This window comes from Schleiferilactobacillus harbinensis (assembly GCF_008694105.1).
Classification (GTDB): Bacteria; Bacillota; Bacilli; order Lactobacillales; family Lactobacillaceae; genus Schleiferilactobacillus; species Schleiferilactobacillus harbinensis.
In genome coordinates this window covers 885732-900568 of sequence record NZ_CP041364.1, presented here as the reverse complement: position 1 = coordinate 900568, position 14837 = coordinate 885732, and the positions used below count along the sequence as shown (strand labels likewise).

General features: G+C 56.9%; 16 protein-coding genes. 8 read left to right on the top strand and 8 right to left on the bottom strand.

Annotation, left to right across the window (positions count from 1 at the left end; all coding sequences use genetic code 11):
* Positions 1-21 precede the first annotated feature (21 nt).
* Positions 22-1218: an MFS transporter gene (locus FMM01_RS04655; protein WP_027828281.1), complete on the top strand. Its 1197-nt coding sequence runs from the start codon at positions 22-24 to the stop codon at positions 1216-1218.
* Between the two features lie 73 nt (positions 1219-1291).
* Here the strand turns inward: FMM01_RS04655 and FMM01_RS04650 are convergent, their stop codons facing one another.
* Positions 1292-1648: a YisL family protein gene (locus tag FMM01_RS04650; protein WP_027828280.1), complete on the bottom strand. Its 357-nt coding sequence runs from the start codon at positions 1646-1648 to the stop codon at positions 1292-1294.
* Positions 1649-1775: 127 nt separating this feature from the next.
* Here FMM01_RS04650 and FMM01_RS04645 point away from each other — a divergent pair, with 127 nt between their 5' ends.
* Entirely contained in the window at positions 1776-3182 is a 1407-nt protein-coding gene (locus FMM01_RS04645; protein WP_051225234.1) for a C39 family peptidase, read from the top strand.
* Positions 3183-3332: 150 nt separating this feature from the next.
* A complete protein-coding gene (locus FMM01_RS04640) occupies positions 3333-4763 on the top strand; it encodes a C69 family dipeptidase (RefSeq protein ID WP_150391790.1) in 1431 nt (476 codons plus the stop codon).
* Between the two features lie 107 nt (positions 4764-4870).
* Here FMM01_RS04640 and FMM01_RS04635 read toward each other — a convergent pair whose 3' ends face one another.
* Positions 4871-5053 (bottom strand): LBP_cg2779 family protein, encoded by a 183-nt coding sequence (locus FMM01_RS04635; RefSeq protein WP_027828278.1) that lies wholly within the window; start codon positions 5051-5053, stop codon positions 4871-4873.
* 107 nt (positions 5054-5160) lie between these two features.
* Between FMM01_RS04635 and FMM01_RS04630 the strand changes: the two genes are divergently transcribed.
* Together FMM01_RS04630 and FMM01_RS04625 are read left to right on the top strand one after the other, a co-directional pair.
* A complete protein-coding gene (locus FMM01_RS04630; protein ID WP_027828277.1) occupies positions 5161-5502 on the top strand; it encodes a hypothetical protein in 342 nt (113 codons plus the stop codon).
* Positions 5499-6572 (top strand): M42 family metallopeptidase, encoded by a 1074-nt coding sequence (locus FMM01_RS04625; RefSeq protein WP_150391789.1) that lies wholly within the window; start codon positions 5499-5501, stop codon positions 6570-6572. The genes FMM01_RS04630 and FMM01_RS04625 overlap by 4 nt, the downstream gene beginning before the upstream one ends.
* A gap of 116 nt (positions 6573-6688) precedes the next feature.
* Here FMM01_RS04625 and FMM01_RS16620 read toward each other — a convergent pair whose 3' ends face one another.
* From FMM01_RS16620 to FMM01_RS04610, 3 genes are all read right to left on the bottom strand, one after another.
* Positions 6689-6811 (bottom strand): hypothetical protein, encoded by a 123-nt coding sequence (locus FMM01_RS16620; RefSeq protein ID WP_260302244.1) that lies wholly within the window; start codon positions 6809-6811, stop codon positions 6689-6691.
* A 52-nt stretch (positions 6812-6863) separates the two neighbouring features.
* The gene (gene lepB / locus FMM01_RS04615) at positions 6864-7445 is read right to left on the bottom strand and encodes a signal peptidase I (protein ID WP_027828275.1); all 582 of its coding nucleotides are present in this window, start codon (positions 7443-7445) and stop codon (positions 6864-6866) included.
* Positions 7446-7513: 68 nt separating this feature from the next.
* Entirely contained in the window at positions 7514-8548 is a 1035-nt protein-coding gene (locus FMM01_RS04610) for a hypothetical protein (RefSeq protein WP_027828274.1), read from the bottom strand.
* Positions 8549-8652: 104 nt separating this feature from the next.
* Between FMM01_RS04610 and FMM01_RS04605 the strand changes: the two genes are divergently transcribed.
* From FMM01_RS04605 to FMM01_RS04595, 3 genes are read left to right on the top strand one after another with little or no spacing between them, the layout of a single operon-like run.
* Positions 8653-9411: a hypothetical protein gene (locus tag FMM01_RS04605; RefSeq protein WP_150391787.1), complete on the top strand. Its 759-nt coding sequence runs from the start codon at positions 8653-8655 to the stop codon at positions 9409-9411.
* Between the two features lie 12 nt (positions 9412-9423).
* Positions 9424-10446, top strand: coding sequence for an ABC transporter permease (locus FMM01_RS04600; protein ID WP_063515827.1), 1023 nt, complete (start codon positions 9424-9426; stop codon positions 10444-10446).
* Positions 10439-11809: an RsmB/NOP family class I SAM-dependent RNA methyltransferase gene (locus tag FMM01_RS04595; protein ID WP_150391786.1), complete on the top strand. Its 1371-nt coding sequence runs from the start codon at positions 10439-10441 to the stop codon at positions 11807-11809. The genes FMM01_RS04600 and FMM01_RS04595 overlap by 8 nt, the downstream gene beginning before the upstream one ends.
* Here the strand turns inward: FMM01_RS04595 and fni are convergent.
* From fni to mvk, 3 genes are read right to left on the bottom strand one after another with little or no spacing between them, the layout of a single operon-like run.
* Positions 11806-12858: a type 2 isopentenyl-diphosphate Delta-isomerase gene (gene fni / locus FMM01_RS04590; protein ID WP_150391785.1), complete on the bottom strand. Its 1053-nt coding sequence runs from the start codon at positions 12856-12858 to the stop codon at positions 11806-11808. The two genes, FMM01_RS04595 and fni, sit on opposite strands and share 4 nt — an antisense overlap.
* Complete coding sequence (gene mvaD / locus FMM01_RS04585) at positions 12858-13865, bottom strand: diphosphomevalonate decarboxylase (protein ID WP_150391784.1); 1008 nt, start codon at positions 13863-13865, stop codon at positions 12858-12860. Before mvaD ends, fni begins: the two co-directional genes overlap by 1 nt.
* Positions 13862-14806: a mevalonate kinase gene (mvk, locus tag FMM01_RS04580; RefSeq protein WP_150391783.1), complete on the bottom strand. Its 945-nt coding sequence runs from the start codon at positions 14804-14806 to the stop codon at positions 13862-13864. Before mvk ends, mvaD begins: the two co-directional genes overlap by 4 nt.
* Positions 14807-14837 lie beyond the last annotated feature (31 nt).

Below are 14837 nucleotides of genomic sequence, written 5' to 3'. Positions count from 1 at the left end.
ATTAAGAAAGAAGAGACACTTATGGCTGCACAAACACAACCGAAAAAGAATGGACTATTGCTCCAATCCGCACTCCTGTCCATTTCGCTGGTTTTGACGAGTGCGTATGCCATTTCGGCCACTTTGCCGGCAATGCAAAAGGCAATGCCCGGGCAATCCTTGGCCTCATTGGAATCGTTGGCCACGGTGCCGACGTTCTCCGTCACGGTGATGGTCCTGCTCAGCAGCTGGATCGCCCGCAAACTCGGAGCGAAGAACACTGTGGCGTTAGGTCTGCTGCTGGTAGGGGTCGCCGGGATCGTCCCGGCATTCACCACCAATTATCCAACAATTTTAGTTTCCCGGATCTTGCTGGGCGCCGGCTTCGGGGTGTTCAACTCCCTGGCCGTATCCTTGCTCTCTGTGTTCTTTAGCGGGGAGAAAAAGGCCCAGTCCATTGGTTTTCAAAGCGCGTTTCAATCCATTGGCAACGCAGCGATGACCTTTGTTGCCGGGTGGCTGCTGACGATCAATTGGCACCTGTCTTATCTGGTGTACTTGATTGCCTTCCCGATTTTGATCCTATTCTGGTTCTTCGTACCGCAGGTCAAATCGATGGAAAGTACCGATCAGACCGGTCACAAAGTTCAGCAGCATATTAATCTGAAAGTCGTTGGTTTGGCCTTAACGATGTTAGCCTTTATCTGTATTCAGGCTGGCTTCAATGTGCGTATTCCGACCATTGTCGTGGATGCCGGCTACGGTACCGCCACCGGCGTCAGCACTTGGCTGAGTGTGACGACCCTGATGGGCATGCTGGTTGGCTTCAGCTTCGGTATGCTGCACAAGGCAATCCACCAATACGTCTTCATGATCGGCGCCGCCTGCATGGCCTTAGGCAATCTGCTGGCCGCGTATTCCAGCAACTTGTGGCTGACCGGGATCGGCACGGTGCTCGTCGTCGGTATCGGCCCGACACTGCTGGGCTCCTACGCCTTCAACCGCGGCACTGAAGTCGTGGAAGCCGGTTCAGCAACATTGGCGACCTCGATCCTGCTGGTCGGCTGCAACGTCGGCGGCTTCTGTGCGCCGTACGTGATGTCCGCCATTGAAGGGCTGGTCCACAGCAGTACCAATGTGCTGATCGTTTTTGGTCTGTTTTCCTTGGCCATGACCGTCATCTTAGGCGTCGCGGGCATGCGGCTGCACAGTGCTGCCCACGCCGCGCCAGCGCAGTGACCAGCATCTGGCAATAACAAATGAGGCCGCCGACATGTTCTGCCATGTCAGCGGCCTTTTTAGTATCCCATTGTTAACCGACGAACGGCCGCCCCTGGGCCAGCCACAAACCAAATATCCCAACAACCAAGCAGCAGCCGAAGACGACCCACAGCAGCGTGTTGTTCAGTTTGTGCTGCTGCTTCCGCGCAAAAGCAATTTCGATAAACGCGATAAAGCCCAGCGCCAGCAGCACTTTGATCACGCTGCCCACAGGATTATATTGCCAGACCCGCAGCAGCAGAACGATGCCGCTGATAATTGAAATCAAATAAAGCACCCGGGCAGTCATGGCCCAGGTTGTCACGTTAGCTGACCGGCGCAATAAGCCGATGGCCACCACCACCGCTAAGACGATCCAAGCAATTAAGTGAACCCATAACCATACCATATGTAAACCACTCCTTTTACGGTTAGTATACGCTTTTTACAAATATTCCAACATTCTTATTTCTTCCCACGACCCAAAGCGGTATGATAAATGTATCTTGCGTATTTCCTGGGGAGGAAAAGAACATATGACAATGAAAAAAATCACGACTGTTGCTGCCTTGGCGCTCAGTCTTTGCTTAAGCACCAGTGTCCTGACACCCATCGCGGCGGTTAACGCAGCCGACGCGCCGACCAGTCAACAGGTCGTGCCGAAAAACGGCGTCGCTACCATTCACAACGCGGGCACAGAGGGTGCGCCGGTGATGGCCCTGAGCAACAGCAGCATGAATCCCGCCGGCCATAGTTTGGCCAACAACACTCAGTGGCAGATCTTCGGTACCATTGATCTGAATGGGACGAGCTACACCAACGTCGGCGGCAACCAGTGGGTCAACAGCATGTATGTGGCCGATGCCGCGGATACCCCGGCAATGACGCCGGCATCCTTCGTTGGCCGAATCAATTACGTGCCGGGTTACGGCGTCCGGTTGTTCCAGATTAACGGCAGCACGGTGACCAACACTGGCCGTTATTTGCAGCACGGGACCACGTGGAAAGTCTCGGGGACCATCACCATCAATGGCCGCGGTTACACTAATCTGGGCGGCAACCAATGGGTCGAATCCCAATACATCGTGAATGCGGCAGACAGCAGCGCAACCGATGACAGCACCCTGCCCAATGGTACTTTTGCGGTTATTTCCTATGCAAAAGGCTACGGGATCGCCGTATGGCAGCAGAACAGCAACGGTACATTTTCTGTCGCCAACCACGCGCCGCTGACCAACGGCACGCGCTGGGCTGTACATAAAAAGACCACGGCCAACGGCAGAACCTATTACAACCTTGGCGGCAATCAGTGGATTCAAGCTGACTACGCGGTCGTCGGCCGGGCCACCGGCGATGCCTTGACCTTGGATGTTCCGTACGTCAGCCAATATAATCCTGTCTTCGCGCCGTGGGGCTGTGCAGCCACCGCCATGAGCATGCTGCTGGGTTACGACGGCGTCACGATCGACAAGAGTTTCCTGACTTACGCCCAAGATCATCTGCCCATGTATCCCGGCAATCCCGGCGGCCAGAAGGGGAATGTATACACCGGCGCAGGCTTCGGCTGGGTCATCGGACCCAATGCGCTGACCGACTACGCCCACAATTGGGATAAGAAAGTCGTCAACGTTTCCGGCGCATCCACCGAAACCATCAAACAGCTGGTCCTCACCGGCCATCCCGTTTTGTATTACGGCTGGTCTTCCTACCAAAACCTCAAGGCCGACACCAACCGCAACCACTGCAAGGTGATCTTAGGTTACAAGGATGGCCAATTCCTCGTCCACGACCCGCTGTACAGCAACAGCAGCAAAACAGCCGGTCAAGGCGGCACCAAGGAACTCGGCTACAACAACGGCTACGACCAAGGCGCCATCTACTGGTCCACAATGAGCAAGTTTAACGCCGAATACAACGGCCAGGCGCTGTCTGTGAATCGATAATTCTTTGCACTAACTAGAAGTTGAGACAAGGGTACTTTCAGGCCTGTCGTCTCAACTTCTTTTTTGCGCTCAGTTGACCCAACATTGACAACCCTTTCTCCCGCCTGTATCGTGTAATTGTTATCAAATAGATAGAAAAGGGTGCCCATTTTGAAAAATCTGAAAGCATGTACCTCCATCCTCGTGGGTAAAAAAGCCTCCCTCGACGGGTCAACGATGATTGCCCGCAACGACGATACTTTCTTGCCCCTGACCCCGCAACGGTTCTACATGGAACCGGCCGTCCATGACCAGCCAGGCCGCGTCTTGAAGTCCTGGCTCAACGACTTCCAAGCCGAACTGCCCGCTGACAGTTACCGCTACAACGCCGTACCCAATGTTGACTACAAGCATAAGGGCTACTACGACGAAAGCGGCATCAATGAGAAGAACGTTGCCATGAGCTGTACTGAGAGTACCTATGGCAACGAACGCAGCTTGGCCTACGATCCGTTGAACACGAAGGACGGGTTGGACGAAGACTGCATGCAGACCATGGTCCTGCCGTACATCGACTCTGCCCGTCACGGGGTTAAGTACCTCGGCCAGCTGATTGCCAAGTTCGGCTCCGCTGCCGGCAACTCCGTACTGTTCTCCGACCACGATGAAGTCTGGTACATGGAAATCGTCACCGGCCACCACTGGGTCGCGCAGCGCATTCCCGATGACTGCTACGCCGTCGCTGCCAACGAAGTCGCGATCCAAGATGTGGACTTCAGCAAGACCGACGACTTCATGTGGTCCGACGGGATTCAGGACTTTGTTGAAAAGTACCACCTGAATCCAGATTTCAACCGTTGGAATTTCCGCCACATCTTCGGGACCTTCGACGAAAAAGATCGTCATTATAACACCCCGCGGGTATGGTACATCGAGAGCCGGTTGAATCCGGAATTGGAACAGGATCCCGAAAGTGGGGAACTGCCCTTTATTCTGAAGCCGGCGAAGAAAATCTCCACCGACGATATCGAATACCTGCTGGGTTCCCACTACAATGAGACCCCGTTTGATCCGTTTGGTCACGGCAGTGAGGCCGACCGCCTGCGTTACCGGCCAGTGGGCTTGAACCGTACCCAGAATTCCCACATTTTGCAGCTGCGCAACGACGTGCCGGAAGCGTACAGCGCGATCATGCACATTTGCGAAGGCTATCCGACGTTCGCGCCGTACGTGCCGTTTTACACCAACGCCAACGATACCGATCCCAGCTGGTCCCACACCCCGATGACCCACGACTACGAGAGCGCTTATTGGCTCTACAAGTCGTTGTCCTTCCTGGTGGATAGTGAATACAGCAAGTTCGTCCAAAAGGACCGGGATTACTTGAAAGAGGGCCGCCGCCACAAGCGCGAGCTGATCGCCGAAATCGACGCCCAAGCCGCGGACATCAAAGATCCGGCCGATCTGACCGAATTTTTGACCCGCCAGAACTACAAGATCGTGGCCGATTACCGGGACAAGGCCAAGGACCTGATGAGCGATTTGATCATGGACGGCATCAATTTGTCCAAGCTGACGTTCAATATGGATAAGAATCTTTAATTTCTAGGACCAAAAAAGAAGGACCGCAACGCTCTTGGCGTTGTGATCCTTCTTTTTTGCTGCGTCCAACCGTGTCCATAAGGGACAGGCGGGCGTGAGGGGAGCAATTAGTTGCTGTTCATGAATTCCCGTAATTTCTTTTCTTCATCCGCTGTGGGCGTTGCTTCACCGGACTTGAACTCGTGGATCTTTTCAACGGAAAAGTGGCTGGAAAACGCCATTTCCCCGTCTGTCATATCATGCGTTTTCTGGAAACGGATGATTTGTTCTGCAAATTTTGATAACGCCATGTTTGTGGGCCCTCCTCAACATTTCATAATTTAAGCATAGCGAATTGACCGCGATTCGTCAAAGTTTTCAACGCCTGCTATACTGTTGTATGAGAGGAGTGTTGGCCATGGCAGATAACACTTTAGCCGCGTTTCCGCAAGGAGAATTTGCCGCTTTTTCCACCGCGAAGATGTCCCATTTCTTACCGTATCGCCAGGGAATGGACCAGAAGACGATTGAACAGTTCTTCGGTCCGGACTTGGGCACGAAGGCAGATTATGACTCCACCCATCTGGTCGTCTTCGACCACGGGCGGATGCTCAAGGTGGATCCCGGCGAAATCGTTGCCAAGTTTCCAAATGGTAAATACAAAGTGATCACGATTGATTATTACAATAAAAATTTTAACGAGCCCATCGTCGTTGACGACGATCCCGGGGTCGACAGAAAGCAGGATGTTACCCAGTGAGTAAAGAAGAATCCATCGCGCTGATTCGCGATCTCAGCAACGCCAATGGTGTTTCCGGTTTTGAAGACGATGTCGTCCAAATTGCCAAGGATTATATCAATCCCTTTGCCCAGGTCACTGAAGACCATATGCGCAATTTGCGCATTGCCCGCAACGGCAATACGCAGATCAAGCCCCAATTGCAATTGGATGCCCACAGCGATGAAGTGGGGTATATGATCCAAGCCATCAAGCCCAACGGTACGATGCGCTTCGTCACTGTCGGGGGCCAGGCGGCCGTCACCTTGCCGGCGCACAAAGTCCGCATTCGCAATAACGCCGGCGATTGGCTGCCTGGGATCATTACCAGCACGCCGCCGCACTTCATGACTGCGGCAGAGCGCCAGACTTTACCGCCGGTAAGTGCCTTGACCATTGATGTCGGCGCCACCAGTGCCGCTGAAGTCCGGGAAAAATTCGGCATTGATGTCGGTGCACCGGCTGTACCGGCGGTCAACTGCGAATATATTCCCCAATCTGACGTCTTATTAGGTAAGGCCTTCGATAATCGGATCGGCACCGCGCTTCTGCTGGAAACGATCAAGGAACTGGCTGACCAGGACTTGGCAGTTGATGTTGTTGGGTCGCTTTCCAGTCAAGAAGAAGTCGGCGAACGCGGCGCGACCGTCATGGTCCGCAAGATCAAGCCGGATCTGGCCATCGTCTTTGAAGGCGCACCGGCCGATGACACGGTCATGCCGGATTATATGATCCAATCCGGCCTCCACCGCGGTCCGATGCTGCGGGATTTCGACTCATCGATCATCGCCAACCCCCGCTTCCAGAAGCTGGCCATTGATACCGCTAAAGAAAACCACATTAAATACCAGCGCTCCGTTCGTTCCGGCGGCGGCAACGACGGCGCCGTGATCAACCTCTACGGCGGCGCGGCCACCATCGTAATCAGCGTCCCAGTCCGCTTCGCCCACACGGCGTATTGCTACATCGCCTATGACGACTTCGCAGCGGCGAAGGAATTGGCGGTTACATTGATCAAGAAGCTGACACCGACAGTTATCGATCAGTTCTAATTTACAGGTTTTTCAGATTTTGTGTTTCCAATCGGACTGAGTGCCAAGTGCGTAGCAAGCGGAGGCAAAATGGGCTCAGTTGTGGAAACAACACGGCGGCTTTGCCGCCGATGTTGTTAGGCGACTTTGAGACCGCGCAGCGGGCTCAAAGCGCCGTCACAGCGTTCCAGCCCATTTTGCCGCAGCTTGCGGAGCACTTGGCACGGCGTATCAAAGAGGACCTTTTTTTCCAAATTCACATTAAAAGCAGCTCATCATCACGATGGGCCGCTTTGTTGTCGCTATTCGTATTTAAAATACCTTCATCTGGTTCAACGGCCAGTACCGTAACTTGACGACCCCGACGATCGCGGATTTTTTTATATACCCGATCCGTCGACTGTCTTTCGACACATTCCGGTGATCCCCCATGACGAAGTAACTGTCCTTCGGGACCTTGCTGCCCATACCCAGAGATTGCAGCGTGAAATCTTCCGTATACAACGTCCCGCTGGGCAGCTCCGACTCATATTCCTTCAAGAAAGGCTGGGCGTATTTCTTGCCATTGATGTACATCACATCATTCTTTGATTGCAGCGTATCACCCGGCATCCCGATGACCCGTTTGATGTATAACGCCCCCGGTTCATCCGGTGCCTTCAAAATCACGATGTCGCCACGATCGATCTTGTCGTGCCGCAGCGCAATGATTCGGTCATTCGACTCAAAGGTGGGCTGCATGGACGGTCCGGATACTTGATCGTTGGCTAATACAAAGGTGAAAAGCAGCACCACAATACCAACGAATACTACAGTCAGACCAATCGTTTGCACCAGCCAGTGGCCAAAACTTTCTTCCTCTTCCTGATGCTCTGTCTGCTTCGAATCCTTCAACCTGTCCACATCCTATTTTCGTAAAGTCTTTATCATTCTAACGCATTCAGCCCGTCTTGGCGAGGGAATTATGCGTCGGCCTGGGCTGCAGCCCGCCATTGCTGCCATTGGTCTGCGTCTAAAGCCGGCAATGTTAACGGTTGAGTCCGGCGTAATTTACGAAATACTTTAGGCAGCGGCAGGGCGATGATGGTGCTGAGAATCTGACTCGCCGTCAGGGCATCGTGGGGATGTTCCCGATTTGTCACGGCGGACAGCAGCACATCGGCCGTCAGATACGGTTGGAAATTCGCCAGCACGACGGCCTGCGCCATTTTTTCGGCCGTTGCCAGCGAAAGCGCCGCATCGGCCCCTAGGGTATAGTTCTGGGTCACTTGTACGTGGCGGATCCACTGTTCAACGACCGCCGGATCGATCCGCGGATCGGCTAACTGTGTATGCCACGGATAACCATTGATACGGCCCCATTCAAGGGCTTGGGACAAGGCCGGGCTGCCCTTCGTGGTGACAAAGGTCAAAGCATTGGGGCGGCCCTGAGCCTGCCAGATATAGGCCAGCAGGGTATAAATACCCAGGGCCGTCAGCGAGTCGCTGGCGGGGTCGGCGATTCCAGTGGCATCCACGTCCGCCCCCGGTGCCCAAACTTGGTGCTGGGCGTCTTGCTGGATGGCCAGCAAGCGCTGGGCCAAAGCGTCCCCGGTCCGCAGAGTCCGTACTGCCGCTGGCGTCTTTAACCGCTGGGCAACATTCAGAATTGCGGCAGCTTCCCACCAATCAGTGCCTTCAGTGAACCAGGGGCCCTCTGTGGTTGGATACCAAAGGGTACTGAAATCTGCTCCGTTCAAAGTGTCCCCATTAAATAATTCCCATACTGGGATTTCCCCCACTGTGGTCCCAACGCGCAGGGGCGGGGGAGCGATCAAGTCGCCCGTCCCTGGGAACCAGGCCGCTTGGCAGGTCTTAACGAAATCCGCCCAACTGATGTCCGCGGCCATGGCCGGCAGCAAAATTGAACCAGGGACGATGGACTGCGTGGCGACGGCTTTTTCTGGATTCGCACCATCATGGGTGACGGTGTTTTCCTGCTTCCATTCGATTGACATGTAGATCCTTCTTTCTTCCTTATAACGCTTACTCTACCAGTTTAACGCACTTGCCTTTAGCTGGCGACTTTGCGCGGGCGGTTGCTTCGCTTATAATGGAGGACATGATGATTGGAGAAACGTATTGGTACCGGCTGGCGGCCCTGGTGGATCGCTTTAGCGCGGCCGCACCCGGCTTGCGCGGGCGCTGCCAGCGCATGCAGCAATTTGCGGCGGCCCTCGCCCAGCGGCAGCTGCCGCCTCAGGGATTGCCCGATTTGACTTTAAGCGCAGGCGAAATTGCGGCATTGCTCGTTGCTTTTCCTAATGAGACCGGGGCGATCCGCACTTTGGACCGGTTGTTTAATGAATTTCGCCACGTGATCCAGCGCCAGTTCGGCGTTTGGGCGATGCTTACTGCGCCCTTTGCGGACACTCTGGCGGCCGCTTGGCAGGGGCGGCGGGTCGTGGAACTCATGGCAGGCAACGGTATGCTGTCGGCGGGTTTGGCCCAGCGGGGCGTGACGATGACCGCCGCTGACGACCGCTCCTGGGTAGCGGCGAACGGCACCGGGCAAGATCCCTGGTATCCGATTCAGGACCTGCCGGCTACCCAAGCCGTGGCGGCGACGCTGGCCCAGACGGACGCTTATGTGTGGGCCTGGAGCCCGGACGGGGTGCCGGTGGACTGGGCTGTACTGCAGCAATTACGGGCCGCCCAGTTTGCCGGCGATCTGCTGGTCATCGGCGAATTTCGCGGGGTCACTGATTCCCAGGAATTTTGGGATCACGCCCACCTGCACACTACCCCATTGACGCGGGCACTCAACCGCCAGCTGCATCAATTTGATTTAATCAACGAACGGGCTTTTTTAATCAGTTAACGAAATGAGGTCTTGAAGATCAAACAGAAACTCGTGCTCCTGCTGGGCAATTTCTTGGCGTTCTTTCTGATCGTCTGGGCGTTCAGCATCGGCGACCAGCAAACTTATCAGGATCGGCTGAACCGCAACGGACTGTCCGCCGCGTCGCTGCGCGTGCACACAAAAAGCCGGGAGACAGTGCCGACCTTGCTGACGAAGTTAAGTCAGAGCGGCCTGACCAATTATCAAGTCCAGATTGCTGACCCGCTGCGCAAAAACGTCACCTACGTTTATGGGGCCGGGGACTATACCCAGCTGCCCATCAGTTCCGGCCGCATGCTGACCGATTCAGACTTCACCGCGCCTGTGCCTTTCGTGGTGGTGGGCGACACCGTGACCCAGCGCTTGTATCAACCGGCGACCCAGAAATATTATTATAATGGCCATCAGTACTTAAGCGTCGTGGGCACCGTGGGGGCCGCCCAGAAGGCGGACATCAATGACCATGTTTTCATCTCGCTGTCCACCGCCCAATCGGCGTTAAAGAAAGCCCTGCGCCACTACACGATCTACATCGACGGTACTTTGGCCACGACGAAGCAGAAAACCGCGAAAAAACTGTTTGCCGCGACCCGGTTGACGAAAGCGAAGTATGCCCTGGTCTCGACCGCCCAGGGTGACGTTAATCCGCTGGTCTGGACCATCTTGATTCTCGCCAGTGCGCTGCTGCTCGTACTCTTGCTGGCGCGGTATTATATCCAGCTGCAGCGCCAGCAATTGAACGGCAGCCGATTGGATCATCTGCTTTACCGCCACCTGCAATACGGCTACATTCGCCAATATTTCCTGTATGCGCTGGTGGGGATCGGCGGCGGCTATTTTCTGGGCTCGTCGCTGCTGTATTTACTGAGTTATCAGCAAATATTTTTGACCGTCGCTCTGTACGGCCTGCTCCAAGCCGTACTGGTCGTTGCGGGCATCATGCGTACCAAACAGCGCCATGTGTTGACTGAAGCAGAAGAAGATGAGGAAGAAGAGGCAGAAGATAATGAGTAACCTACCGGCCGGTTTTGCAGAGAAATACCGCCGCTTGCTGGGACCGGAAGCAGACGCCTTTTTAGCCAGCTTTGACCAGCCAGCGGAGAAAGGCTTCCGCCTAAACCCGTTGCACGGCAGTGATGTGCCGACGCCAGCGGCAACGGATCAAGTACCGTGGAATCCGCTGGGCTATTACGGCAGTGTAGGCGGCAGCGACCGCGCCTTTTGGACAGGCGCCGTCTATTCCCAGGAACCCAGCGCCATGGCGGTGGCCCCGCAGCTCCAAGCCAAGCCCGGCGAACGGGTCTTGGACCTGGCCGCTGCCCCAGGGGGAAAAACCACCGATCTGATTGGGCAGATGCAGGATACCGGCTTGCTCGTCAGCAACGATATCGACCGCAGCCGGGCCAAGATTCTGAGTGAAAATGTGGAACGCTGGGGCGCCGCCCACACCGTGGTGACCAGTGCGCCGCCGGCAAAATTGATGGCGGCCTTTCCCCATTTCTTCGACCGGATCCTCCTCGACGCCCCTTGTTCTGGGGAAGGGATGTTCCGTAAAGACCCGGCGGCCATGGGTTATTGGCATCCGGACTACCCCGCTGAATGTGCGGCCCGGCAGCAGGACATACTAAAAAACACCATCCCCATGCTGGCGGATGATGCTGAATTGGTTTATTCCACGTGTACGTTCAGTCCGGAAGAAGACGAAGAGATCATTGCTTGGCTGCTCGCCACCTATCCTGGACTCAGTGTGGTGCCAATCCCGCTGGTGGGCGGGATGACTGGCGGCCGGCCGGATTGGGCCGACGGTAATCCCAGTTTGCAGGGCTGCGCACGGCTGTTTCCGCAGCTGGTCCGCGGCGAAGGGCATTTTGTGGCCCATCTCCATTACCATAACCCCGCGGCAGCGCCAGTCGTGACGGCTGCGCATAAGAAACGCCGGACCGCGGCCACCGGGATCCGACCGCTGACCCGAGCGGAAAACGACTTATTTACCACGTTTTGGCGGGCCACCATGGTGGCCGCCGTGCCTGCCGGCGTGGCGATGTTCGGTCAGCAGATCGTGGCCCTGCCCCCAGCCTTCCCAGATCGGGCAGCGGGGCTGACCATTCTTCGACCGGGCTTGATCATCGCCGATGTGAAACGCGACCGGCTGGTACCCAACCACGCCCTGGCGATGGCCTTGCCGGCGAGCGCCTGGCGCTATCAGGAAGCTTTGACTGACGCCGCCGCGGCCCGCTATCGCCACGGCGAAACCGTACCGACAGAAACGCCGGGCCGGCAGTGGGGCGTATTGACCACCCATGGCGTCGGTTTCGCCGTCGGTCATTTTGTGAACGGCACGGTGAAAAATTTCTATCCGAAAGGGTTGCGAATTTAAGGCAGCGATAAGCGACGCTGCTGTGCGTAACTGAGCAGCGGCTCATCATACCAGATGGGCTGCTTTTTTAATGCTGATAAATTGGCCGCGTTGACTAAAGCCATCAGTTGCGGAAGCTGGGCGAGCCAAGTCCGCAGCTGTTCCTCCGCTGCTTCCGGCCCCTGGTCCAGCAGCGTCCGCAGCAGCCAGCCGGCCACACCGACCCCGCTGGCGCCTAAGCGCAGGGCCGTTAATACCTGTAAGGGATCCGAGATACCGCCAGACGCCAACACCGTCCCGGGGAAGTCTTGGCTTTCCAGCAAACTCTGGGCAGTGGTTAACCCCCAATCGGCTAAATAGGCGAAATCGCGACCGGGGCGGCGGGCATTTTCAATCTCGGCAAAATTGGTCCCGCCGCGGCCGCTGATATCCGCCGTGGTGATACCGATTCTGGGCAATGCGGCTAACGTATCTCGGCTCATACCAAAACCGACTTCCTTGACCACAATGGGGACAGAAACCGCCGCCGCGATGGCTTGGATATGGGCGCGCCAATTCGGCACCACCTGACCCTCAGGCATGATCGTTTCCTGCACCGTGTTCAGATGGATCTGCAGCGCATCGGCGCCGATGAGCGCAATGGCTTGCTCAGCATCGGCAACGGTCTTATCCGCGCCAATATTGGCCATGAGAAAGCCGTCCGGATTGTTTTCCCGAGCAATCGTGAAGGTCTCCGCCAGCGCCGGGACTTTCAGCGCCGCCGATAACGACCCCACCGCCATGGGCAGGTGCAGCCGGGCGGCAATCGTGGCCAACTGGCCGTTGACCACTTTTGCCCGGGCTGAGCCGCCGGTCATGGCGTTGATGTACAGCGGGGTGGGGAAGTGCTGACCGAGAAAGGACGTGCTCAAATCGACCTGATCAGCGGCCACCGTCGGCAGACTTTGATGGACAAAATGGATTTGATCCAGCTCGTTGCCCGTCCCTGTAAAGCGTGTGGCCAGCGCCATGTGTTCATCCTTACGGCGGGAATAGGGGTTATTCGGATAGGGATGTTTATTCGTCGGCATTACGCATCGACCTCCTTGCCCGCAGGATAATAACTGATTCCCGGCCCGGCCTGGGTCACGACGACCTGGGCAGTGGGAAAGTGAGCCGCCAGCCAGTGCTGCACCGCCGCGACGTGGCGCGTACGGGTCAAGAGCTTCACATTCGGCCCGGCATCCACGGTGGCATAGACCGGCACTCCCTGGCTTTGCCGCCAGACTTGAATCCCCTGGACCAACGCCAGTGTAGCGGGCAGAAAATAGGTGAAGGGCGGATCCGCCGCCCAAGTTGCCGCATGCATCGCCAAGGCGTTACCCTCCGCAATTTGACCAACTTGGGCGAAATCGCCCGCGGTCAGCGCGGGCAGAAGCCGGTGCAGATCCGCCGCCGCCCGCTGAGTCCATGCCGAAAAATAACTCGATGTCGCGGCGGTGCGGGCCATGCCGGCGGTACTGCCGATTGCCTTGGGCTGATCAGAAAACACAACGGCCACGACCCGGATATCGGCCAGCAGGGCCGGGGCCGCCGGTACCGGTGCGGCGTAAGACGTCGCATCGTTATGCCCGGCAAACCAGCGGACGAAGCCCCCGTCAATGGAGCGGGTCGCTGAACCGGACCCGAGGCGGGCCAGCCGGCTCAATGCCGGATGATCCAGGGTCAACCCAGCAGCCTGAGCCGCGGCGGCGGCCAGTGCTGCCATCCCGGAAGCAGAACTGGCCAACCCGGCGGCGGTGGGCACATGATTGCGGCTGGTCACCACGGCCGGGGCCGTAATGCCGGCTAATTGCCGTACCTGATCCAACACGCGGGTCACTTTTGCCAGCGGCTGGCCAGTGATGGGCCGCTGATCCAGTGCGAATTGATCGGTGGCGATACTGTCCGTAAAGCGCACCAGGGTGTCCGTATAAAAATCAGCCAGCGTTAACGAGAGCGAGTCGTTGGCCGGCAGCATCAGCTGCGCGTCTTTTTTGCCCCAGTATTTAATCAAGGCAATATTGGTATGGGCGCGGGCCCATTGCGGTGCGGTCATGACTGCACCTCCGAATCCAGCGGATCGATCCAGGTCGCCGGCGCCCCCGCCTGCTGCAAAGCAGCGGCGACGTGGTCAGCGTGGGGCAAATCCGAGCACAGGGCAATGAGACAGCCGCCCCGACCGCCGCCGGTGAGCTTAGCGCCCAAGGCGCCGGCCTGGCGGGCAGCAGCAATCAGTTGGTCCAAGAGCGGGTCGCTGACCGTCAAGCCCTGCAGTAAGGCTTGGTCCCGATCCAGCAGCCGGCCCAGCGCGGCCAGGTCGTTTTGGTGAATTGCCGCACGGCCTTGGGCGGCAATCTGGCCTAACTCAGCGATTGCTGCGTTGGTCTGGCTGGGCCGCGTTTGGCGCAATTTTCTCACTGCTGCCACCGCTGGGCCGGTTTCACCCAGCTTGCCGGAATCTGCAATCACCAAGACGCCGCGCAGCGGGTCGGGCAAAGCAATCACCGGCTGGTCTTTGATAAACCAGATAGGAACAGCACTGGCCACCGTCGCGGCATCGATACCGCTGGGGGTGCCGTGGATAATATCCTCCGAAACGGCGGCCCACTTTTGCAAATCCGCGTCCGTCAGCGGTTGCTGGGCATAATCAAAGAAGGCCCGCACTAAAGCAACCGCGGTGGCGGCACTGGAGCCCATGCCCCGGGCGGTCGGCACCTGGGAGTCGATCGTTACCCGCAGCGGCTCGGCAATCCGCAAATGCTCGGCCAGCGTCCGCCAGAGCGCCAAGGGCCCATGTAAATTGCTTGGGGCCGAGGACAGCGGTCCAGTGAAAAAGGACGTGGTCAGCCAATCCGGTTCGCCAGTGGGCTGAGCGGCCACCGTAATCCGGCAGGGGACCGCCTTCAAAGGCAAACAAATCGCCGGCTCGCCGTAAACCACGGAATGATCACCGATCAAAATAATTTTGGCATGGCTGGTGCCAATTCCCGTATGCATAGAAACACCTCATTCATCTATCGAAAAATCG